General features: G+C 68.9%; 16 protein-coding genes. 7 read left to right on the forward strand and 9 right to left on the reverse strand.

The window, feature by feature from the left end:
* Positions 1 to 2: 2 nt before the first annotated feature.
* The gene (locus VMT65_RS23515; RefSeq protein WP_326310544.1) at positions 3 to 1,007 is read left to right on the forward strand and encodes a PHP domain-containing protein; all 1,005 of its coding nucleotides are present in this window, start codon (positions 3 to 5) and stop codon (positions 1,005 to 1,007) included.
* Positions 1,008 to 1,082: 75 nt separating this feature from the next.
* Here VMT65_RS23515 and VMT65_RS23520 read toward each other — a convergent pair whose 3' ends face one another.
* The 3 genes from VMT65_RS23520 to VMT65_RS23530 all read right to left on the reverse strand — a co-directional run bounded on the left by VMT65_RS23520 (position 1,083) and on the right by VMT65_RS23530 (position 2,607).
* Positions 1,083 to 1,385: a putative quinol monooxygenase gene (locus tag VMT65_RS23520; RefSeq protein ID WP_326310545.1), complete on the reverse strand. Its 303-nt coding sequence runs from the start codon at positions 1,383 to 1,385 to the stop codon at positions 1,083 to 1,085.
* A 116-nt stretch (positions 1,386 to 1,501) separates the two neighbouring features.
* Complete coding sequence (locus VMT65_RS23525; RefSeq protein ID WP_326310546.1) at positions 1,502 to 1,945, reverse strand: hypothetical protein; 444 nt, start codon at positions 1,943 to 1,945, stop codon at positions 1,502 to 1,504.
* Between the two features lie 104 nt (positions 1,946 to 2,049).
* Complete coding sequence (locus tag VMT65_RS23530) at positions 2,050 to 2,607, reverse strand: hypothetical protein (RefSeq protein ID WP_326310547.1); 558 nt, start codon at positions 2,605 to 2,607, stop codon at positions 2,050 to 2,052.
* A 178-nt stretch (positions 2,608 to 2,785) separates the two neighbouring features.
* Here VMT65_RS23530 and VMT65_RS23535 point away from each other — a divergent pair, with 178 nt between their 5' ends.
* From VMT65_RS23535 to VMT65_RS23545, 3 genes are all read left to right on the forward strand, one after another.
* Positions 2,786 to 3,418 (forward strand): urease accessory protein UreF, encoded by a 633-nt coding sequence (locus tag VMT65_RS23535; protein ID WP_326310548.1) that lies wholly within the window; start codon positions 2,786 to 2,788, stop codon positions 3,416 to 3,418.
* A gap of 89 nt (positions 3,419 to 3,507) precedes the next feature.
* Positions 3,508 to 4,221 carry an urease accessory protein UreG gene (ureG, locus tag VMT65_RS23540; protein ID WP_326310549.1) on the forward strand — a complete coding sequence of 238 codons (714 nt, stop codon included), beginning with the start codon at positions 3,508 to 3,510 and terminating at the stop codon, positions 4,219 to 4,221.
* Entirely contained in the window at positions 4,211 to 4,861 is a 651-nt protein-coding gene (locus VMT65_RS23545) for an urease accessory protein UreD (RefSeq protein ID WP_326311173.1), read from the forward strand. The genes ureG and VMT65_RS23545 overlap by 11 nt, the downstream gene beginning before the upstream one ends.
* Positions 4,862 to 4,940: 79 nt before the next feature.
* Here the strand turns inward: VMT65_RS23545 and VMT65_RS23550 are convergent, their stop codons facing one another.
* The 6 genes from VMT65_RS23550 to VMT65_RS23575 form a co-directional block, all read right to left on the reverse strand.
* Positions 4,941 to 6,323, reverse strand: a complete 1,383-nt coding sequence (locus VMT65_RS23550; protein WP_326310550.1) for an L-serine ammonia-lyase — start codon at positions 6,321 to 6,323, stop codon at positions 4,941 to 4,943.
* Between the two features lie 62 nt (positions 6,324 to 6,385).
* The gene (locus VMT65_RS23555) at positions 6,386 to 8,050 is read right to left on the reverse strand and encodes an APC family permease (RefSeq protein ID WP_326310551.1); all 1,665 of its coding nucleotides are present in this window, start codon (positions 8,048 to 8,050) and stop codon (positions 6,386 to 6,388) included.
* A 243-nt stretch (positions 8,051 to 8,293) separates the two neighbouring features.
* Positions 8,294 to 9,073, reverse strand: coding sequence for a hypothetical protein (locus VMT65_RS23560; protein ID WP_326310553.1), 780 nt, complete (start codon positions 9,071 to 9,073; stop codon positions 8,294 to 8,296).
* A 183-nt stretch (positions 9,074 to 9,256) separates the two neighbouring features.
* Entirely contained in the window at positions 9,257 to 10,282 is a 1,026-nt protein-coding gene (locus VMT65_RS23565) for a hypothetical protein (RefSeq protein WP_326310555.1), read from the reverse strand.
* A 117-nt stretch (positions 10,283 to 10,399) separates the two neighbouring features.
* On the reverse strand, positions 10,400 to 11,848 hold the full coding sequence (locus VMT65_RS23570; RefSeq protein WP_326310556.1) for an NAD(P)/FAD-dependent oxidoreductase: 1,449 nt from the start codon (positions 11,846 to 11,848) through the stop codon (positions 10,400 to 10,402).
* Positions 11,849 to 12,057: 209 nt separating this feature from the next.
* Positions 12,058 to 12,948: a tat pathway signal sequence gene (locus VMT65_RS23575; protein WP_442790297.1), complete on the reverse strand. Its 891-nt coding sequence runs from the start codon at positions 12,946 to 12,948 to the stop codon at positions 12,058 to 12,060.
* 474 nt (positions 12,949 to 13,422) lie between these two features.
* Between VMT65_RS23575 and recC the strand changes: the two genes are divergently transcribed.
* The 3 genes from recC to recD all read left to right on the forward strand — a co-directional run bounded on the left by recC (position 13,423) and on the right by recD (position 22,444).
* Positions 13,423 to 16,749 (forward strand): exodeoxyribonuclease V subunit gamma, encoded by a 3,327-nt coding sequence (gene recC, locus VMT65_RS23580; RefSeq protein ID WP_326310557.1) that lies wholly within the window; start codon positions 13,423 to 13,425, stop codon positions 16,747 to 16,749.
* A gap of 440 nt (positions 16,750 to 17,189) precedes the next feature.
* Entirely contained in the window at positions 17,190 to 20,555 is a 3,366-nt protein-coding gene (locus VMT65_RS23585; protein ID WP_326311175.1) for a UvrD-helicase domain-containing protein, read from the forward strand.
* Positions 20,552 to 22,444, forward strand: a complete 1,893-nt coding sequence (gene recD / locus VMT65_RS23590) for an exodeoxyribonuclease V subunit alpha (protein ID WP_326310559.1) — start codon at positions 20,552 to 20,554, stop codon at positions 22,442 to 22,444. The genes VMT65_RS23585 and recD overlap by 4 nt, the downstream gene beginning before the upstream one ends.
* The last annotated feature ends 48 nt before the right edge of the window (positions 22,445 to 22,492 follow it).

Here is a 22,492-nt window from a genome sequence, read left to right on the forward strand (position 1 = left end):
GCATGGACCCTGTCGTCGCTCTGCGTCAGATCGCGTTCTTCAAGGACCGAGCCCGCGAGGACCCCCGACGGGTGATGGCCTACCGCAATGCCGCCGACATCATCGAACGACTCGACGACGCGCAGCGCCAGCAACTGGGCCGCGCCAATGATTGGCAGTCGCTGCCCGGTATCGGCCCCAAGACCGCCGCGGTGATCGCCCAGGCCTGGTCCGGTCGCGAACCCGATGCCCTGACCAAGTTGCGCACCTCGGCCAAGGACCTGGGCGGCGGCGAATTGCGCGCCGCGCTCAAAGGAGACCTGCATCTGCACTCGAACTGGTCGGACGGCTCAGCCCCCATCGCCGAAATGATGGCCGCCGCCAAGGCATTGGGCCACGAATACTGCGCGCTGACCGACCATTCACCCCGCCTCACGGTCGCGAACGGTCTGTCGCCCGACCGGTTACGCCAACAACTCGATGTCCTGGACGAACTCCGCGAGCAGTTCGCCCCGATGCGCATTCTGTCCGGCATCGAGGTCGACATCCTCGACGACGGCACCCTCGACCAGGAACCGGACCTGCTCGACCGCCTCGACATCGTCGTCGCCAGCGTCCACTCCAAACTCAAGATGGAACCCGCCGCCATGACCAGGCGCATGGTCCGCGCGGTCTCCAACGCCCGGGTCGACATCCTGGGCCACTGCACCGGCCGCCTCGTCGAGGGCAATCGCGGCACCCGCCCGGAATCGAGCTTCGACGCCGAAGAGGTCTTCACCGCCTGCCGCGACCACGGCACCGCCGTCGAGATCAATTCCCGCCCCGAACGCCGCGACCCGCCCACCCGCCTGCTGAAACTGGCCTTCGACATCGGCTGCGACTTCTCCATCGACACCGACGCCCACGCCCCCGGCCAACTCGACTTCCTCGGCTACGGCGCCCAACGAGCCCTCGACCTAGCCATCCCCGCCGACCGAATCATCAACACCCACCCCGTCACCGACCTCCTCGCCCGCACCGGGGCATAACAAGGTCAGGGAGCCCTCCTCGCGGTGATTCGACGAATCTCCGCGCTGAGAGCTCCCTGACCTTGGTGCGAGGCTTCAGGACCGCGGGTCCTCGACTCGGGTGCCCTTGATGAGCCAGGTGGGGCCGTCGGCGAAGGATTCGATGATCTCGAAGAAGCGCGCGAAGTGCGGGCCCTTGGCGTGGACGTCGAAGGCGGCCTCGTCGTCGTAGGCCTCGTTGAGGTAGAAGCGGTTCGGGTTGTCGGCGTCGGTGATCAGTTCGAAGCGGCGGGTGCCGGGTTCGTCGGCGGCGGAATTGCGGCCGTCCTCGAGCGCGGCGGCAATGAACTGCTCGCGACGCTCGGCGGGAACCTCGAAGCTGACTGCGATGTGGTACACGGTATTTCGTCCTTCGTCGTCGTTTCGTGACGTGTTCGATCATGCGACGCGGACCTGGCACTACCCAGAGCCTTCCGATGCCTGGGCACCACATGCCTACCCCGAGGGAGCAGGCGTCAGCGGTTGGTGAGGAGGACGAAGGTTGTCAAAGTCGCGGTGGCGATGGCGAAAGCGCCGTGGGCCAGCACGACTCGGATCGGGAGGTTTGTGGCACGGGTTGCGCGGTGTGCTGCGCCGGGGCCGTCCAGGGCGGCCGAGCGGGATCGGTAGGTGGGGATCCAGCGGATGAACATGGTCGCGCCCAGGGTGGCGGTCACGGCCAGGAGGGCGACCGCGGAGGTGGCGATGTCGTGGTTACCGACGAAGACGAAGGTGGTCCAGGCGGCGGCGGTGACCAGCGCGAGGGTCACGTGTCCGAAGACGAGTGCGGGCGGGAGCCGGCGATGACGTCCGTGGCGCACGCGGGCCCGCCGCACCTCGCTCCGGGTCAACCACGCGCCGAGAATCAACGCCCCTGAGATCGCGGTGCAGACGAGCATCGCCAACGCTGCGTACCTCACCTTTCCGAGCGTAAGTGATGGTCACGGACCGCCGGTTCGGAATTCAGCAAACTCCGAGGAAAATCGTTGCGGCCCAGCGACGTTCGACATGCAGAGCCGTTCGTCTACTTTGCGATCGCTTTGCCGCCGGTGGGGCCGACGGCGAACCACGTGCCGCCGACACCCTGGCCGTTGAGGTCACCCGGCTGCTGATCCTTGGAGAAGTAGTAGACCGGCCACCCGCCCACGGTGATCTGGCAGGAACCGTCGGCGCGCTCGATGAATCCGGCCTGCGCGGGATCGACGCCATTGAGATACAGCCCCTGACCGCGCTTGACCAGCAGCGGCGGCCAGGTGACGGCGCAGTCGCCAGTGCAGTTGGACCGCGACGGCTTCGCGGTGTCCTTGTCGAAGCGATACAGCGAGCGGCCCTCGGCATCGGTGACTCGCGGGCCGACCGTGGGATCGGTGAGCACCCGCAGTTGAACCGCGTCGGTACCCTGCGGCGCGCTGCCGCTGTAGATATTGAGCCACCCCTGCGTCTTCACCAGTTGCGGTGCGGTCACCGACGTGTTCGGCGCGGCAGGATCCGCCACCGCGGTCGGCAGGCCCGCGACGGACAGCGCGGCGGACGCGGCGAGGGCGACGGCGGTCGCGCCGAGGGCGGTGAGAAGACGGGACACGGTATTCCTCCGAAGTTGAATTGCCTTGTTGGTGAAGGCAATTCTTCGGCCGACGGCCCGAAAGTTCTGTTCCCCCGACGACACCGGTTGTGTATCCGCCACAACACAACCGAACTGGCTCGACCTCGCTCGATGCGGCCGCTTAGGATCGGCCCATGCGTTATCCGGATGTGGGCCGATGAGTCTGGCCACGCTGCTCACCCTCGCTGATTCGCGATTGCCGATCGGTGGGCATGTGCATTCCGGTGGGGTCGAGGAGGCCGTGGCCTCCGGGCTGTTGCGAGATGTCGCGAGTGTCGAGCTGTATCTGCGGCGGCGAATCAGAACCTCGGGGTTGGTCGCGGCATCGCTGGCCGCCGCGGTCTGCGCCGGAACCTTGGAGCCGGGTCGGGCCGAGCTCGAGGCCGATGCCCGGACGCCGTCGCCGTCGGCCCGAACCGCCTCGCGCGCGCAGGGTCGGGGGCTGTTGCGACTCGCGAAACAGGTGTGGCCGGACGGGGATTGGGGCGCGCTGGGTTCCCGTCCGCATCTGTCGACGGTGTTCGGTGTGGTCGGGACCGTCTGCGCGGCCGCGCCCGAGGACATTGCCGCCGTCACCGTCTACACGACCATGACCGGCGCCGCGACCGCCGCGCAGCGCCTGCTCGCCTTGGATCCGGCGGCGGTCGCCGCCTGCACGATCCGCCTGGGCCAGGTGTGTGACGCCACCGCCCACGAGGCGGTCAAAGGTCTTGCCGCCCTCTCGGATCCATTGCAGGACGTGCTGGCCGAGCGGCATGTGCGCCGCGAGATGCCGTTGTTCGCGTCCTAGCCGGCCCTGGTTCGCGTCCTAGCCGGTCGGAGCCCGGGTTACATCGGGTTTACACCGCTGCGCCAGGATGAGGGAGGAAAGGAGCGAACATGCCACCTCACCTCATCGACGGGGAACCGCACGATCACAGTCACGACCGCCCCAAGCGGGAGCGGACGCCGGGGGAGCCGCTCCGGATCGGGATCGGCGGACCGGTCGGGTCGGGGAAGACCGCGTTGACGGCCGCGCTGTGCCGTCAGCTGCGCGACGAACTGTCGCTGGCCGTGCTGACCAATGACATCTACACCACCGAGGACGCCGACTTCCTGCGCCGGCACGCGGTGCTGCCGGACGAGCGCATCACGGCGGTGCAGACCGGCGGCTGCCCGCACACCGCGATTCGCGACGACATCACCGCGAATCTCGACGCCATCGACGATCTGATCGAGGCGAACCCGCCCCTGGATCTGATCATCGTCGAGTCGGGCGGCGACAATCTGACCGCCACCTTCTCCTCGGGCCTGATCGACGCCCAGATCTTCGTGGTCGACGTCGCGGGCGGCGACAAGGTGCCGCGCAAGGGCGGCCCGGGCGTCACCTGGTCGGATCTGCTGGTCATCAACAAGACCGACCTGGCCCCCATGGTCGGCGCGGATCTGTCGGTCATGGACCGGGATTCGACCAAGGTGCGCGAGGGCCGCCCCTTCGTGTTCACCTCCCTCACCGAGGATCCGGCCGCGACGCCGGTCCTGACCTGGGTGCGCGAACAGCTGAAGCTGGCCGCCGAACAGGATGCGGCGGCGGGCAGTGCCCATTCGCACTGAACTCCGCATTACCGCGACCGCCGGGACGCTGCCGCACATTCACGCGGTCGGCGGCCTGGCGGCGCGCCGCACCGGGATCGACACGGTGCACTTCATCGGCACGGCCGCAACGCCTTTGGGCGGTGATGTGCTGGATATCGTTGTCACCGTGGGGGCGGGCGCGCGACTGACCGTGCGATCGGTCGCCGCCACCATCGCGCTGCCGGGCCGGGAGACCCGGAAGTCGGTGGCGCACTGGCGCTTCCAGGTGGCCGCGGGCGGCGAGCTGGAATTCGATCCGGAGCCGACCGTGATCGCGGGCGGCGCGGAACACGAGACCTACACCAGCGTCGTTCTGGAAGAGGGTGCGCGCCTGCGCCTTCGGGAGCGGGTGCAGATCGGCCGCACCGGCGAGGATCACGGCTACTGGAGCGGTGAGCTGACGGCCGATGTCGGTGCGACACCGCTGCTGCGGCACCGGCTCGAACTCGGCGCGGACGCGGTCACCGAGGACGGGCTGTCCGGTCCCCGCGCCGTGGAAAGCATCCTCACCTATCCCGACGACCGCCAGGTCGAAACCACCGGACTGGACGCGGCCCTGCTGCCCTTGGCCGCGGGCGGCACGCTGTTCACCCGCACCGCCCGCCTGCTCACGATCTGACGGCCCGGGCTCCGGAAACACCGCCGGGCGGCACGCCGTTCGCGTACCGCCCGGTTGTCGGCTTGTGGCCGAACGATTCTCAGCACTCGGTGAGGTTCACCGCGAGGCCGCCGCGTGCGGTCTCCTTGTACTTGACGCTCATGTCCGCGCCGGTCTCCTTCATCGTCTTGATGACGTCGTCGAGGGAGACCTTGTGGCTGCCGTCGCCGCGCATGGCCATCCGCGCGGCGGTCACGGCCTTCACCGCGGCCATGCCATTGCGTTCGATGCAGGGGATCTGCACCAGCCCGCCGACGGGATCGCAGGTCAGGCCGAGGTTGTGTTCCATGCCGATCTCGGCGGCGTTCTCGACCTGTTCGGGTGTGCCGCCGATGGCCTCGGCGAACGCGCCCGCGGCCATCGAGCACGCCGACCCGACCTCGCCCTGGCAGCCGACCTCGGCACCGGAGAGCGAGGCGTTCTCCTTGATCAGCATCCCGATCGCGCCCGCGGTGAGCAGGAATCGAATGATGCCCTCCTCGTCCGCGCCCGGCACGAAGTCGACGTAGTGCGAGAGCACCGCGGGCAGCACGCCCGCCGCACCATTGGTCGGCGCGGTGACGACACGCCCGCCCGCCGCGTTCTCCTCATTGACGGCCATCGCGTAGATGGTGGTCCATTCGGTGCGGTGCATCATCGGATCGCCCTCGGCGCGCAACTGCCGGGCCGAGGTGGCAGCGCGGCGACGCACCTCCAGCCCGCCGGGCAGAATCCCCTCACGATTCAGCCCGCGGTCGACGCACTCCCGCATGACCTTCCAGATCTCGAGCAGCCCGGTGCGGATCTCCGCCTCACTGCGCCAGGCCTTCTCGTTCTCCAGCATGAGCGAGGAGATCGAAAGCCCCGTCTCGCGAGCGTGCTTCAGCAACTGCGCGCCGCTGCTGAACGGGTAGGCCAGCACGGTGGTGTCGTCCTTGTCGGGATCCGCGCACATCGAGTCCTCGTCCACCACGAACCCGCCGCCGACGGAGTAGTACGTCTTCTCCAGCAACGGAACCCCGTCGCGGTCGTAGGCGAACAGTGTCATCGCGTTGGCGTGGTACGGCAGCGCGCGCCGCATGTGCAGGATGAGCTGGGTCGGCTCGTCGAACGGAATCTCGTGCGTATCACCGATCTCGGTGCCCAACAGCCGCAGCCGCTTGGTGCGGCGGATCCGCGCCACATCCTCGTCGGCGACATCCGGATCGATGGTGCTGGGGGAGTGACCCTCCAGCCCGAGCAGCACCGCCTTGGGAGTGGCGTGGCCGCGGCCGGTCGCGCCGAGCGAACCGAACAGTTCGACACGGACCGAGGCGGTCTGGGACAGCAGTCCGTCTTCCTTCAGCCGGTTGGCGAAGAACTGCGCCGCACGCATCGGGCCCACGGTGTGCGAGGAGGAGGGGCCGATACCGATGGAGAAGAAATCGAAGACTGAGAGTGCCATGACCAGACCTTTGACTGCTCGGGCTTTGGATGGTGGAGGGTGGACTTGCGGAACCGAATTGCTCAGGCGTGCTGCAGGTTGCGATCGCGCTCGGTGCCGATGATGTCGTCGAGCGGAACCATGTCCTGCTCCGGCTCGGCGTCCAGCACCGGATCCGGGCCCGGCAGCCCCGACTCGTGTGCCTGCACACCGGCGCGCACGGCCCAGTAGTAGGTGGCCAGCGCGGCCACGGCGACCAGCGCGATATCGACGCCACCCGGAATCAGGCCGGTGCCACCGAAATCGGGCGAGCCCAGGGCGGACACGGTCGCCATGAAGATCAGGAAGGCGATCATCCACCACGCCGGAGCGAGCTGCTGGGCGATGGTGCGCTCACCGCGACGCCACAGCACGGCCACCGCGATCGGCACGGACAGCAGCGTGATGAACACGATGCGGCCGGTATTGGGCCAGTGCGTCCAGTACAGGGCGCAGGCGGCCAGGGTGAAGGCCAGCGGGGTGATGACATTGGCGGCCGGGAGCCGGAAGGGCCGCGGCAGTTCGGGCTTGGTCTTGCGGAACACGCCCACCGCGATGGGGCCGATCAGGTACGAGATGACCATGGCCGCGGAGACGATGCCGGCCAGCGCGTGCCAGCTGTGGCCGACGGTCACCAGCAGGATCAGCGAGAACGCGAGGTTCAGCCACATGGCCGGGCGCGCGGTGCCGTACCTGGGGTGCGACTCGGCCAGCTTCTTCGGGAAGAAACCGGTCTGCGCCAGGTTCTGCACCATGTACGAGGCCGAGGCCACGTTCGCGATATTCGCGCCGGACGGCGAGATGAACGCGCCGAACTGCAGCATGATCACCAGCCAGCCGAGCATGAGCAGCTTGGCGATATCGACGAACGGCGAGTTGAAATTGATTCCGACCCAACCGTGTTCGGCCAGCTGCTCGGGCGGGACCGCGCCGATGAAGGCGACCTGCAGCAGCATGTAGATGACCAGGCCGATCGACAGCGCGCCCACGAGCGCGGCCGGAATGGCCTTGCCCGGATTCTTCGCCGCGCCACCGAGATTGACCACGGCCTGGAAACCGTTGAAGGCGAACACGACACCGCAGGTGCTCACCGCGGTCAGCACCGCGGACCAGCCGTTGGGCGCGAAACCGCCGTAGCCGTGGAAGTTCTCGGTGTGGAAGCCCGAGGCGATGAGGGACACGACCGCCAGCACCGGAATGCCGAACTTGACCGCGGTGAGCAGATTGTTCACCCGGGCGAGCAATCCGACCGACCAGTAGCAGCACAGCCACAGCACCACGGTCAGCACGAACGCCATGCCCATGCCCGCGAGGGTCAGGGAGCCGTCTTTCATCAGGCCCTGCGCCCAGGAGAAGCTCCACGACGACATGTACTGCGTGCTGGCAATGGATTCGATGGGAATGAGGGCCGCGACCGCGATCCACACCGCCCATCCGGTAATGAAACCGAGGACCGGTCCGTGCGAGATGGAGCCGAAGCGGGCCATGGATCCGGGGAACGGATAGGCCGCGCCCACCTCCGCGTAGGACATGGCGATCAAGCCTATGAACACCGCACCGATCACCCAGGCGAGGATTGCCGCCGGTCCGGCGACCTGGGCGGCCTGTCCGGCTCCGAAGAGCCAGCCCGATCCGAAGATCGAACCAATGCCAATCATGATCAGGGCGAACAGACTCAGCCCTTTGCGGTTCGGTGAGGGAATGTCCATGCCATGGACATTACGGAGCAAACAAGGCCGCTTGAACGGACAAATGTCCTGAGTAGCACCGGACTTGCGGAATTTCAAGGACGCGCGCACGCGCCATACAAATCACATATTGGGCACTCAGCACATGACCGGCAACACATTCTCCGGCGGAATGATCGCGTGCGCGGCGGGAACCGGACCTCACCGCCGGTTCCCACCGCGTGCGCACATCTGTCAGCTGAAGCGGCTGTCGTCGTTGATGATTCAGTCGCCGACGACGCGGGGTGGTGCGTTGAAGCTGTTCACCGCGCCCACCATGGCACCGACCGCGGCACCCGCGGCGGCGGCGGGAACGGCGATGACCGCGGCGCCCACGGCGGCGCCGAGGGCGGGACCCGCGACCAGACCGACCGGAACGAAACCGGCGCCGACGACCAGACCCAGCACGCCGCCGACGGCGGCGGAGGTGAGCTCGATCGGGGCGGCGGTGGCGGCTCCGGCGACAGCGCCCATGGCGGCGGTGCCGATGGTCTGCCCGGCAATGCGGTCGGAGCGCGAACGCTCCATGCCGATCGAGTCGAGGAAGGTGGCGAGATTCGCCTCGACCTGAGCGGCATTGTCATTGATCTGGATCGCCTGTTCCTTGTCGATCCAGTCGGGAGCCGGGACCTGCACATCGCCGAACCGGAACATACCGGGCGGCGGGGCGATCGGCGGCACGGCCGGAACCGGGGCGGGCGGATGCAGCACGCCGACGGGGGCCAGGTAACTCTTGTCCGGGGCCGGGCGCGACCACTGGATGGAACTCTTGGTATCGCTCGGAATGTGCAGGCCCTCATAGGGACTCACATTCGGGGCGTCAGCGGCGGGCCACTGGGGCTTGGGCGCATCGTCGTGCTGCGCCGCGGGCGCGACCTCGGAGGGGGCGGCATTGGCCACACCGGATCCGACGATCGCCAAAACTAGCGGGACCGCGCCTGCCGCCACCACATTGCCGACTTTGTTGCGGTGGGGGTTCAGTGCTCGGTGCTTACCTGCGGCCATGCAGTTCCTTTCGCTCGGGAACATCGACGACCGACATTCGAACCCACCGGTCACCCGGATTGGTGATGAATCGGACGACTGGAAATCGTTGTTATAACTGAGAATTAGCCATTGTGTCGGTACGAGAACGCGAAAAGGGCTGGAATCCCTGGTGTTGGGATTCCAGCCCGGCTAGAGCGGCTATCACTCTTCGGTAGCTACTGCCCCGTCAACCGGTGCGGCAGCATCGATTTGGTTCGTGGCGTCGGACACCGGCGCGCCCGGGGTGGCCGGAGCCAGATACCCGTTCACCGCACCCACCGCACCACCGATGACCGCACCCGCGGTCGCGGCGGGCACGGCGATCAGGGTGACGGCCGCGGTCGCGCCCGCGGCCGGACCGAAGACCCAGCCCGCCGGTGCGAACGGCGTGCCCGCCATCGCGCCGATGAATCCGCCCATCATGCCGCCCGCGATCTCGAGCGGGGCCGCCACGCCCACGCCGATCGCCGCGCCCACGGCCGCGGTGCCGACGGTCTGCGCGGCCATGCGGTCCGAGCGGCTTGGCTCGAAACCGGCCGAGTCGTAGGTGCGGGCCAGCTCGGCCTCCGCGCCCGCGGCCACCGCGTTCACCTGGGCGGCCTGATCGGGGTTCATCCAGGCCGGGATGTCGACCTGGGTATCACCGAAGCGCAGCTTGCCCTCGGGTGCGGCGATGGGCGCGACATCCGGTGCGGCCAGCGGATCGGGCTGGTGCAGCTTGCTCTGATCCACCGGGGCCAGCGGTGCGTTGGGGATGTCGCGCACGCCGGTGGTGGAGTTGCGGCCGACCCGCACGGGCGCGACCGGTGCGACGGCATCGCCCGGGGCGAGCGCGTCCGCCTCGGCGGGCTCGGCCGCGGGCGTGCCCTCGACCTCGGCGGCGGTGGCGTCGAGATAGGTGTGCACCCCCTCGGCCATGGTCTGCGGCATCGGCACCGCGAGCTTGCCGAAGGGCGTGTCGATGACGACGCCCGGCTGTGCGTCGGTGCCGCCCGGGGTGGCGGCGGGCTGATTGTCGATCACGGTCGAGGAGTTCTCGTCCGACGAAACCGGTTCGGCCGCACTGGTTCCGGTGGTGGCGAGGGCGGCGACCAGCGGCAGCGCGCCCGCCACCGCCAGAGAACCCAAGCGGCGTCGCGTGGCGGTGTTCTTCTCACGAACCAAATCGACCGGTTGGCGTTTGCCCATGAATGACCTTTCTCCCGAATGTCAACGGATGTCGAACATTCGGATCCGGGCGGTGTGCCGGATTGGTCGGGCACGCCGCCCGGTCAGGCCATAGTGGAGACCGAGTGGAATCGAGTGTCAGCCCGCGCGCTGCGCGGTGGATTCACCCGATTTGTCATTCGCCACGGATTTGCCGTTCCCCGAGGAGGATTCGGCGCCGATCTGCTTGGCCAGCTGCGCCGCCTCGGCCGGATCGTCGAGCGCCTCGAGCGCGAGTCGCGCGAACACCCACTGTTCGGTGGCCGCCATCTGACCGCGGTGGCGACCCAGGAAGGAGACGAACCACTCCAGCACGGTGACGAAGCGGCTGCGGAAGCCGACCAGGTACCACAGGTGCAGACCCAGCCACGCCAGCCAGGCGAAGAAGCCGCTGAACTCGAGCTTGCCGACCTGGCAGACCGCGTTGAACCGCGACACCGTGGCCATCGAGCCCTTGTCGAAGTACTTGAAGGGCTTGCGCTCCTCCACCTTCTGCTTGCCCTCGACCTCGGCCTTGATGTTCTTGGCCGCGTAGGTGCCGCCCTGGATCGCACCCTGCGCCTGGCCCGGCACGCCCGGCACCGACATGAGGTCGCCGACCACGAAGATGTTCGGGTAGCCCTTGATGGTCAGGTCCGGCTCGACGATGACGCGTCCGGCCCGGTCGGTTTCGGTGCCCTTGGACTTCTGCGCCAGGATCTTGCCCAGCTCACTGGCCTGCACACCGGCCGACCACACCTTGCATGCGGATTCGATGCGCCGCTCGGTGCCGTCGGGATCCTTGATGGTGACCCCGCGCGCGTCCACATTGGTGACGATGGCGTTGAGCTGGATCTCCACGCCCATCTTCTCGAGCCGCTTGGCGGCCTTGCCGCCCAGCTTGGGGCCCATCGGGGCGAGCACCGCGCCCGCACCCTCGACGAGGATGACGCGCGCGTCGCGGGTGTCGATATTCCGGAAGGTGCCGTCCAGGGTGCGGTCGGCGAGTTCGGCGATCTGCCCGGCCAATTCGACGCCGGTGGGTCCCGCGCCGACCACCACGAAGGTCATGAACCGGTCGCGGGTCTCCTGATCGGTGGCCAGCTCGGCCTCCTCGAAGGAGCCCAGGATGCGCGCGCGTAGTTCGAGCGCGTCGTCGATGGTCTTCATGCCGGGGGCGTAGGTGGCGAAGTGGTCGTTGCCGAAGTAGGACTGCTGCGCGCCCGCGGCCACGATCAGGCTGTCGAAGGGGGTGACGTAATCCTGGTTGAGCAGTCGCGAGGTGACGGTGCCGTTCGCCACGTCGATGTCGTTGACGTCGCCCATGATGACTCGCACGTTCTGCTGCTTGCGCAGCACGATGCGGGTGGCCGGGGCGATCTCGCCGACCGAGAGGATGCCGGTGGCCACCTGGTACAGCAGCGGCTGGAACAGGTGGGTGGAGGTCTTGGAGATGAGAGTGATGTCGACATCGGCCTTGCGCAGGTGCTTACAGGCGAACAGTCCACCGAACCCGGACCCGATCACCACCACCCGATGGCGCTGTGCGACGGATTTCTCGGCGTTCATCTAGTTCCTGCTCCTCGCCAGACGGTGAAAAACTACGACAACTCACCCGTAACGGTAGTGCAGCGTGAGGCGCGACGACCAATCAGGACCGCCGAAAAACGGACCTATGAGACAACCCTCTTGAAAATACAAGACGGGCGGTCGTTCAGCGGGAATTGTCGGGAAGTCGTGGCGAGGAGCCCGGCGTCACCGGTCCTGGACCGGACTCGTCACCGACCCTGGAACAGCAGTTGGGCCACGTGCGTGGTGGTTTCGGCACCGTCCGCGTAGCCGCCCTGATCACCCTGCTCGGTCATGATGGCGAGGGTGTAGCGCTCGCCGGGGCCCGCGAAGCCGACCGAATTGACGACCCAGCCGCCCTGCTCGTCGGACCAGCCGTTCTTCAGGCCCGGGCTCATGGCCGCGCCCGCGCCCCACACGCCCCAGTGCTGGTTGGTGTCGACGTGGCGCATGCGGTCGAGCAGGTAGGCGCGGTCGTCGGGGTGCATGCGGGTCAGCACGTTGTCCATGAGCCGATCCAGGTCGGCGGGGGAGCACTGCTGGAAACCCCAGTCCGGGAACAGCTTGACCTGCTCGATATTGGTGGTCGGCACCATCGGGACCAGGCCGGTCATGCCATTGGCGCGGAAGGCGTTGTTGAACGCCATGCGGTCGATGCCCGCGTACTTGTTCCAGAGGATGTCGGCGGCATTGTCATTGGAGGTTGCCAGCATGGACTCCATGAGCGCGCGGTCGTCGGGGCCCAGCTGGATCGCACCGACGCGGGCGCGATTCAGCAGATCCTCCGCGATTGCCAGCTTGATGGTGGAGGCGGTCCAGAAGTTCGTGTCCGCGTTGCCATTTCGGTAAATGCCGCCGGTGACCCGGTCGCGCATCACATAACCGGTGACGCCGGGCCGGCCGGCGAGATAGGAATCGACCGCGGCGATGCGGTTGCTCATATCGGCGTCGAATCCGGCGATCGGGCCCTGGGTGTGCGCGGGGATGGCGCCCGCGACGGGAACGAAGGCCGGGGCGGCCGGAATCAGGGCCGCGGCAGCGAGGACACAAGCGGAAGAGGCCACGCGCCGGGCCTTGGGGGAACGCACGAGGGAACACAATAGAGGTGACAATGCCCGATACGCACGTCTTGCAGGCCAACGGCGGTTATGTTATCGAATCGACACTGTCGCACCGAGTTTCGTGGTTCTCAGTGGAATGCGGCGCGTAGCTCTTCGATACTGCGTCCGTTGAGTCGATAGCAGTGCTCGAATGCCTCGGTGTGGCGCTCGCGCGGCCAGGACTGTAGGACCACGCCGCGTCCGTAATGCCGAGAGTTGACGAGCTCCCAACGGTCTCCCACCCGGCGAACCGTGAAACCGGTTCTGGGAACCAGGGGAATCACCGACGCAGACATCGATGTGAACCAGCCTTTCGAAGACAACTACCTACCTCCCCGAAACGCACTGTCGCATACCACACTCGAATTTCAGAGTGACGCGCCCTAGCAAATCTTCGGCGTGTGGCAGGTGTCACCCGGCGAGCCGTGAGGGGTGGTGTTTGCATGTCGTTCGCCAACTGTATAAACACAGCTCGTGCACATTCACCGGGCCGAACGAGCGGACACGCTCGCGGACGCGCTGGCCGAGCTGCTCGCCGATCCGCTCGGCGATCCGTTCACCCCGGAAGTGGTCGCGGTGCCCGCCAAGGGCATCGAACGCTGGCTCAATCAGCGGCTGGCCACGGTCCTCGGGACCGGCGGGGCCGCGGGAACCGATGGTATCTCGGCCAATATCGATTTCGCCGATCCGGCCGGGCTGGTGGCGACGGTGCTGGCGGAGGCGACGGGGGTGGATCCGGAGCAGGATCCGTGGTCGCCGGAGCGACTGGTGTGGACGCTGCTGCCGGTATTGGACGAGGTGTTGGCCGAGCCGTGGGCCGCGGTGCTGGCGCGGCATCTGGGCCACGGTGATCAGGGGGGTTACCGAATCGGGCGGCGGTACGCGACGGCGGCGCGGATCGCGGCGCTGTTCGATAGTTATGCGGCACAACGCCCGGCGATGATTACCGACTGGTCGGATGGTCGCGATGGTGATGGCGCGGGCAACACGCTGCCACCGGATCTGCTGTGGCAGCCCCTGCTGTGGCGGCGACTGCGCTCGGTCGTGGGTGTGCCGAGCCCGGCCGAGCGGCTGGGCGCGGCGTGCGCGCGGCTGCGGGCCGACCCGACGATCGTGTCGCTGCCGGAACGGATTTCGCTGTTCGGGGTGACACGGCTGACCACCGATCAGCTGGAGGTGCTCTCGGCGCTGTCCTCGGGGCGGCAGGTGCACCTGTGGCTGGTGCATCCGAGTCCGGCGCTGTGGACCAAGCTCGCCGACGCCGAGGTGACCCCGAATTCCGGTGTGCGGGTGCGGCATCCGCTGCTGGCCGCGCTCGGGCGGGACGTGCGGGAGCTGCAGCAGCGGTTGTCGGGATACGACCACATCGACACCTATCACCCGCGCCCGGACACCGTGGGGCCGCGCACGCTGCTGTCGGAATTGCAGGCCGCCGTTCGGCAGGACCGCTGGTCGCTCATGCCGGAGCCGGGGCTGGCCGACGGGACCGTCGCCGTGCACTCCTGTCACGGGCCGTCGCGGCAGGTGGAGGTGCTGCGCGACGCGCTGCTCGGATTGTTCGCCGCCGACCCGACTTTGGAGCCGCGCGACGTGATCGTCATGTGCCCGGATGTGGAGAGCTACGCGCCGTTGGTGCGCGCGGCATTCGGGCAGTGGTCCCTGGACGGGGCCGAACCGGGGCATCCCGCGCACGGGCTGCGGGTGCGGCTGGCCGACCGGGCGCAGCGGGCGGTGAATCCGCTGCTCGATGTGATCGGCACGCTGCTGGACATGGCCGACGGGCGCGTCACCGTCACCGAGGTGCTGGATCTCTGTGCGGCCGAACCGGTTCGGCTGCGCTGCGGATTCGACGACGACGATATCGAGCGACTGCGCGAGTGGGCCACCGAGACCGGGGCGCGCTGGGGGATCGGGCAGCGCCAGCGGCAGGCGTTCGGGCTGGGTGACTTCGCCCAGAACACGCTCAATGCCGCGGTGGACCGGATTCTGCTCGGGGTCGCGGCGGGTGAATCCAGCGAGGACTGGCTGGATCTGGTGCTGCCCCTGGACGACGTGGACAGCAATGACATCGATCTGTCGGGGCGGTTCGCGGAATTCGTGGATCGGTTGGCGGTGTGCCTGCGGGATCTGCGCGGGTCGACGCTGGAGGAGCCGGCGGGGTCGGCGCGGCCCGCCGCCGAATGGTCGGCGGTCCTGGGGCGGGCTCTCGATCTGCTCACCGATGTGCGCTCGAGTGATGGGTGGATGGGTGTGCAGGCGCGGCGGGAGCTGGCCACGGCTCTCGAACCGGCTGGTCTGATTCCTTTGCGGCTCAGTGATATCGGCGCGCTGTTGAACGCGCGGCTGGCCGGGCGGCCCTCGCGCGCCAACTTCCGTACCGGGGAGCTCACGGTGTGCACCATGGTGCCGATGCGCTCGGTGCCGCATCGGGTGGTGGTGCTGCTCGGACTCGACGACGAGGTGTTCCCGCGTGCCGGTGGCGTGGACGGCGACGACGCCCTGGCCCGGCATCGACTGCCCGGAGATCGCGATCCGCGCAGCGAGGACCGGCAGCTGCTGCTCGACGCGATCATGGCCGCCGGTGAACGACTCGTGTTGCTGCACACCGGATCCGACCCGGTCTCGGGCGCGCACCGCCCGCCCGCCATTCCGCTCGCTGAACTCCTCGACACCGTGCGCGCGCACGTCGGCGCGGCCGCCATGGACCGGGTCGTGACGCGACACCCGTTGCAGCCCTTCGATCGTCGCAACTTCCGCATCGAGGAGCCGTTCAGCTTCGACACCGTCGCGCTGGCGGGCGCGCAGGCCGCGAGTCGCGCGCCGGGACCGCGTCCGCCGTTCCTGCCCACGCCGCTGCCCGCCGCCGCACGCGGAGATGTCGAGCTGGCGGATCTGGTGGCCTTCGCCGAGCATCCGGTGCGCGCGTTCCTGTGGCAGCGCTTGGGCATTCGGGTGCCCGAGGAAGAGGAGGAGATCGCCGACCGGCTGCCCATCGAGCTCGACGGACTCACCAAATGGAATATGGGCGAGCGCATGCTGAGCGCCCGCCTGACCGGTGTCGATCCCAATGTCCTGCGGGCGGCCGAATGGCGGCGCGGGTCGCTGCCGCCGTTCAGCCTCGGCGCGGCCGTGCTCGACGAGGTGGAAAGCACCGTCGACCAGCTGGTTCGGGTCGCGCGTCCGTTGCACGAAATCCCTTCCCGCACCATCGATATCGCTGTCGAACTGGGTGACGGCCGCCGTCTCACGGGCACCGTGCCCGACGTTCACGACGATGCCCTGCTGCGCACCACCTACTCGCGGCTGGCTCCCAAACATCGCATGGCCGCCTGGATTCGGCTGCTCGCCCTCGCCGCCACCGGCACCCACCAGAGCTGGCGGGCGATCACCATCGGCCGCGGCAAACACCACCGGCCCGCCTGGCAGTCCACCCTGACCGCGCCCACCGCGGCGTTGGCGCGCGGAATTCTGCGTGATCTGGCCGACCTGCGCGACGAGGGCCTGTCCGAACCGCTGCCCATCGCACCGGCGGCCACGGCCGTCTATGCCGAACGCCGCCTCGCCGGAGCCACCCCCGATGACGCACTCGAAGCCGCCGAACAGGAATTCGACGGCCGCTTCGGTGAGAACACCGACCGCTACCTCCGCCACGTCCTGGGCCCGGCCCCGCGCTTCCGTCAGCTCACCGAAGCCGCCGCCCCCGCCCTGCCCGGCGTCGAATCCGAACCCACCCGTTTCGGTGAACTGGCGCGTCGCCTCTGGAATCCGTTGCTCACCAACGAGAATCAGGGGCAGCCATGACTGACGACCTGTTCTCCCTCACCGATCCGGACCTGGCCCCGCGCCCGGCCACCCGCACCCGCCGCCGCGGTGACACCACCGCGGGCGAACCGCGCCGCCGCCGCGAGCCCGCCACCTCGGAACCGGAGGTGCCGGAGCTGTTCGAGCTGCCCGCCGAGCGGGACTCGCCCGCGTCCGCGGAAGCTCCTGCACCACCGGTGGACACGAGTGCCGCATCCGGTCGAGGCCGCTCCGATCACTCGAGCCGAGACGGCGTGCTCGGGCTCGACACCGAGGTCGTCGTGCGGAACCTCCCGGTGCCCGAACAGGCGCGGGACGGCGGCGTGCTTCCCGGAATGGGAGCCGAGATCGTCTCCGACGTGCCGGATGCCCAGGTGTCGAGTGAGCCTGCTGGACAAGGGCTGTGGGAGGAGGAGCCGCGCGAAGCCGAGCCGGGCGGGATGGCCGGTGCAACCGACGGCGGGGACGTTGTGGCGCTGGGGGATTCGGCGAATCGGTTCGAGCTGACCGGGGCGCTGCCGGTGGGGACGACGGTGCTCGAGGCGAGCGCCGGGACAGGTAAGACGTATGCCATTGTCGGGTTGGCGGTGCGGTTCGTCGCCGAGATGGGGGTGGACGTCTCCGAATTGCTGCTGGTGACGTTCAGTCGGGCGGCCACGCAGGAGCTTCGCGAGCGGACCCGGGATCGGTTCGTGGGGGTGGCCGCGGCCCTGGGGGACCCGGAGCGGGCGTTGGCTTCCGGGGACGAGTTGATTCGGCATCTGGCGCAGGGGAATCCGGGGGAGATCGCGGCGCGGCGCGAGCGGCTGCTGGCCGCGCTGTCGGATTTCGACGCGGGAACCATTGCCACGACGCACAGTTTCTGCCAGCGGATGCTCGACGAGCTGGGATTGGCGGGGGAGCAGGACCCGGGGGTGCGGCTGGTGGAGGGCATCGACGATGTCGTGTCCACCGTCGCCGATGACTTGTATCTGAGCCGGTATGCGCGTGGGGGCGCGCCGTTCGGACCCGCCGACGCGCAACGATTGGCCGCGGCGGCCGTGGGAGATCCGCACGCGATGTTGCAGCCCGAGGCCGACGGGGAGGACGATCCGGCGGCCGAGCGGGTCGCGTTCGCGGAGGCCGTGCGGGTGGAAACGGCTCGGCGGAAACGGCTTTCAGGGCTGCGGGACTTCGATGACCTGCTGGTGCTGCTGCACGAGGTGCTCGCCGATCCCGAGCACGGGCCGCGCGCCTGCCAGCGGATTCGGGATCGGTATCGGGTCGCCCTGGTCGACGAGTTCCAGGACACCGACCCGCTGCAGTGGGACATCTTGCGGCGCGCCTTTCACGGGCATGCGACGCTGGTGCTGGTCGGTGATCCCAAGCAGGCCATCTACGCCTTCCGCGGGGCGGAGGTGCTCAGCTATCTGGACGCGGTCGCCCACGCCGACTGCAAACGGGAGCTGACCACCAATCGGCGCAGCGACGCCGGATTGCTGACCGCGCTGGAACACCTGCAGGGCGGAGCTGCCCTGGGGCACAAGGAGATCACCGTGCACCGGGTGGCGGCGACCCGGCCGTTCTCCCGGCTGTCCGGTCCGCCCGAGCGGGTGACGCCGCTGCGACTGCGGTGTCTGCCGCGCAAGGGCGCGGGGTCGCTCAACAAGGCGGGCTTCCCGACCGTGGGCCGCCAGCGCGAGCGCGTCGCCATCGACGTGGCGGCCGATATTGTCGGGCTGCTCGAATCCGGTGTGCGCATCAATGCCGGAACTCCCGACGAAAGGCCGCTGGGCCCCGGCGATATCGCCGTGCTGGTGCGCAATCGCAACCAGCTGGAGATGGTGCGCAAGGAGCTCGAGACGGCCGGGGTCGCCTCCGTACTGGCCGGTGGCGCCAGCGTTTTCGGCACGCCCGCCGCCACCGAATGGCTGTGGGTCCTGCACGCCCTCGAACAGCCGCACCGCGCCGACCGGGTACGCCTGGCCGCCGGTACCGCACTGCTCGGGCTGAGCGCGGCGGACATCGACGCCGGGGGAGCGGATCTGGTCGGCCGCCTCAGCGCCGAGCTGCGGGATTCGGCGCGGCTGTTCGCCCGCGCCGGATTCGCCGCAGTCGCCGAAAAGCTCAGCGCCGAAACGAAACTGGCTCCCCGCCTGCTCGCCCTGGAAGGCGGGGAACGCCAGCTCACCGATCTGCGGCAGATCGCCCAACTCCTCGACGAGGCCGCGCTGCGTGAGGGATTGGGTCTGTCCGCCCTCACCCGCTGGCTCGCCGACCGGGTGCGCGATCCCGCGTCGGGAAGCGTGGCCGACCGCAGTCGTCGCCTCGATCGCGATGCCGCGGCCGTGCAGATCGCCACGGTGCACGCGAGCAAGGGCCTCGAATTCCCGGTCGTCTACCTGCCTTTCGCCTGGGACGCGGCCAAACTGCGCAACCCGCCGACCCTGCTCTTCCACGATGAGCAGGGACGGCGCGTGCTCGACGTGGGCGGACCCGACGCCCCGGGCTACAGCTCCCGTCGGCTGCGGGCGGAGGCGGAAGAACAGGCCGAGGAACTGCGCCTGCTGTACGTGGCGCTGACCCGCGCGGGCGCACAGGTGATCGCCTGGTGGGCACCGGCCTTCGACACCCAGACCGCGCCCCTGCACCGCATGCTGCTCGGCCGCGAACCGGGCAGCCCGGCGGTTGCCGACAAGGTGCCGGTGCCCGCGGATTCGGTTGTGCTCGAACGCATTCAGGAATGGGCGTCGACCGCCGAACCCGGCGTGATCGCGATCGAACCGGTTCGTGAGATCACCCGGACGCGCCTGCCCGTCGACGACAAGGCCACCGCCGCAGCACCCTTGGCGGCCGCTCACTTCGACCGCACGCTGGACCAGGCGTGGCGGCGCACCTCCTACTCCGCGCTCACGGCCGGAGCCCACGACGCCCTGCCCGCCGCGGACCTGCCCGAGGGCGGCGGTATCGCCGACGAGCCCGCCACCCCGTCGGTGCTGGCCGACGATCTCGACGTGTTCGCGGGAGCCATGCCGTCGCTGATGAATTCGCTGCCCTACGGCGCGGAATTCGGCACCCTGGTGCACGAGGTCCTCGAATACGTCGACACCGACGCGCCCGATCTGGCCGGGGAGATCCGGGCCCGCTGCCTGCACGCGGTCGGCGAGCAGATGTTCGACGCCGACCCGGATGTGCTCTCCGGTGCGCTGCTGGCGGTCATGCACACACCCATCGGCTTCGGGACCCTCGCTGATTTCGCGACCCGGGACAGGTTGAGCGAGCTCGATTTCGAGCTGCCCCTCGCGGGCGGCGACGACCCCACCGCCACGCGGGTCACCGTGCCACGCATCGCCGATTTGTGGCGACGCCACGTCCCGGCCGACGATATCTTCGCCCCCTACGCCGATCAGTTGGCGCATCTGGACGACACTCCGCTGCGCGGGTATCTCACCGGCAGTATCGACGCGGTCCTGCGCACCACCGGACCGCGATTCATCGTGGTCGACTACAAGACCAACCGGCTCGGCACTGGCGATCTCACCGTCGCGCACTACACCCGCGACCGGATGGGCGCGGAGATGATGCGCTCGCACTACCCCTTGCAGGCCATCCTGTATTCGGTTGCGCTGCACCGGTATCTGCGCTGGCGGCTGCCCGGATACCGACCGGACGAACACCTCGGCGGCATTCGGTATCTGTTCGTGCGCGGCATGGTCGGGCCCGACACCCCGGACGGCTGCGGCGTTTTCGACTGGCACCCGCCCGCCGAACTGATCATCGAGCTGTCCGCCCTGCTCGCCGGAGACACGGAGGTGCTGGGCCGGTGACCTCAATTCAATTGGCGCAGCGCGGGACCGGGCTGTTGCAGGTGTTCAATACCGCCGGGGTGTTGTCGGCGGCCGATGTGCATGTGGCGTTGCGGCTGGCTCGGCTCGGCGGGGAACGGTCCGAGGCGGCGGTCTTCGCCACCGCGCTGGCCGTGCGCGCCGTGCGATCCGGGTCGGTGTGCCTGGAAGTGCGGCGCATGCACGAGATCGGTGTGGATGCCGAGGGCACCGAGGAATCGGCCATCGATCCGACCACCCTGCCGTGGCCGGAAGTCGAATCCGTCATCGCCGCACTGCGAGTCAGCCCACTGGTGACCGGCAGCCCGTCGGGGCCGCTGCGTCCGTTGCGCTTGATCGACCCACCCGGCGGGGCCGAAGCCGGTCCGCTTCTCTACCTCGACCGGTACTACCGGCAGGAAGAGACCATCCGGCGCGTGCTGACGGAGCGGGCCGCCTCGCATCCGATGGTGGACGCGGAATTGGTTCGGCGCGAACTGGATCGGCTGTTTCCGGATCAGAGCGGTCCCGGCGACCCCCTCGACCGGCAGCGGTTGGCGGCCGCGCTCGCCGCCACCCAGTGGACGACCGTGATCGCGGGTGGCCCCGGTACCGGCAAGACGCACACCATCGCTCGGGTATTGGCGCTGCTCGTCGCGCATCAGCAGGCCATTCCCGGTGCGCCCGCGCTACGCATCGCGCTGGCCGCGCCGACCGGTAAAGCCGCCGCGCGCATGCAGGAGTCGGTGCGGGAGCAGGCGGGGGATATCGGACTGCCCGAACTCACCGCCGCCACCCTGCACCGGCTGCTCGGCTGGCAGCGCGGGGGCGCGGGCCGGTTCAAACACAACGAGTTCAATCGCCTGCCCTACGACGTGATCGTGGTCGACGAGACCTCCATGGTGTCGCTGACCATGATGAGCCGCCTGCTCCCCGCCGTCCGCCCGGACGCCCGCTTGGTCCTGGTCGGCGACCCGGACCAGTTGGCCTCCGTCGACGCGGGCGCGGTGCTCGCCGACCTGGTGGCGGGACCGGTTCCGGGACAGGCGAATCCGGCCCTGGATCGCATTCTCGGCGGCGATCCGGACGGCACCGGCGCGCATCCGGACGCGCTGTCGGGCCGGGAGCGGGAACGCCTGCGCGGCGGCATCGTTCGCCTCACCCGCGGCCGTCGCTTCGGTGGCCGCATCGCCGAACTCGCCGTCGCCATCCGCGCTGGTGACGCCGACGCGGCCCTTGCCCTGCTCGCCGACGGCGGCGACGAATTGTCCCTGTACGGGCCCGACGACATCACCGAGGTACGCGCCGACGTCCTGCGCGCCTCCCGCGAAGCCACCGACGCCGCGCTCGCCGGGGACGCGACCGCCGCTCTCACGGCCCTCGAATCCCACCGCCTGCTCTGCGCCCACCGCCAGGGCCCCTACGGCGTCGAACGCTGGGACCGGCTGGCCGCGGGCTGGGTCACCGCGGCGGGCATCAGCGCCGATCCCGGTGCCGCGCACTGGTATCCGGGCCAGCCGCTGCTGGTCACCGCCAACGACCACGAAGCCCGCATCTACAACGGCGACACCGGCGTCATCGTCCGCATGCCCGACGGCACCCTGCGCGCCGCCCTCCAACGCGGCACCGAACCCTACCTCGTCCACCCCACCCAATTCCCCGGCGTCACCACCGTCTACGCCATGACCATCCACCGCAGCCAGGGCAGCCAATACGACACCGTCTCGGTCGTCCTCCCCGGCCCCGAATCCACCCTCCTCACCCGAGAGCTGCTCTACACAGCCATCACCCGAGCCCGCCGCCACGTCCGCATCCTCGGCACCGAAGACTCCATCCGCTCCGCCATCGCCCGCCGCGTCCTCCGAGCCAGCGGCCTCCGCAACCGCGATTGATCCCGGGAGTCGCGGGGATTGTGGGGGAATTCTTGTTGCGGGGTCGAT

The sequence above is a fragment of the Nocardia sp. CDC153 genome (assembly GCF_035818515.1).
Lineage (GTDB): Bacteria > Actinomycetota > Actinomycetes > Mycobacteriales > Mycobacteriaceae > Nocardia.

Coding starts and splice junctions, on each gene's coding strand:
- VMT65_RS23515 (WP_326310544.1), top strand. CDS start 3: ATGGACCCTGTCGTCGCTCTGCGTCAGATCGCGTTCTTCAAGGACCGA.
- VMT65_RS23535 (WP_326310548.1), top strand. CDS start 2,786: ATGAGTCTGGCCACGCTGCTCACCCTCGCTGATTCGCGATTGCCGATC.
- ureG (WP_326310549.1), top strand. CDS start 3,508: ATGCCACCTCACCTCATCGACGGGGAACCGCACGATCACAGTCACGAC.
- VMT65_RS23550 (WP_326310550.1), bottom strand. CDS start 6,323: ATGGCACTCTCAGTCTTCGATTTCTTCTCCATCGGTATCGGCCCCTCC.
- VMT65_RS23555 (WP_326310551.1), bottom strand. CDS start 8,050: ATGGACATTCCCTCACCGAACCGCAAAGGGCTGAGTCTGTTCGCCCTG.
- VMT65_RS23560 (WP_326310553.1), bottom strand. CDS start 9,073: ATGGCCGCAGGTAAGCACCGAGCACTGAACCCCCACCGCAACAAAGTC.
- VMT65_RS23565 (WP_326310555.1), bottom strand. CDS start 10,282: ATGGGCAAACGCCAACCGGTCGATTTGGTTCGTGAGAAGAACACCGCC.
- VMT65_RS23570 (WP_326310556.1), bottom strand. CDS start 11,848: ATGAACGCCGAGAAATCCGTCGCACAGCGCCATCGGGTGGTGGTGATC.
- VMT65_RS23585 (WP_326311175.1), top strand. CDS start 17,190: ATGGCCGGTGCAACCGACGGCGGGGACGTTGTGGCGCTGGGGGATTCG.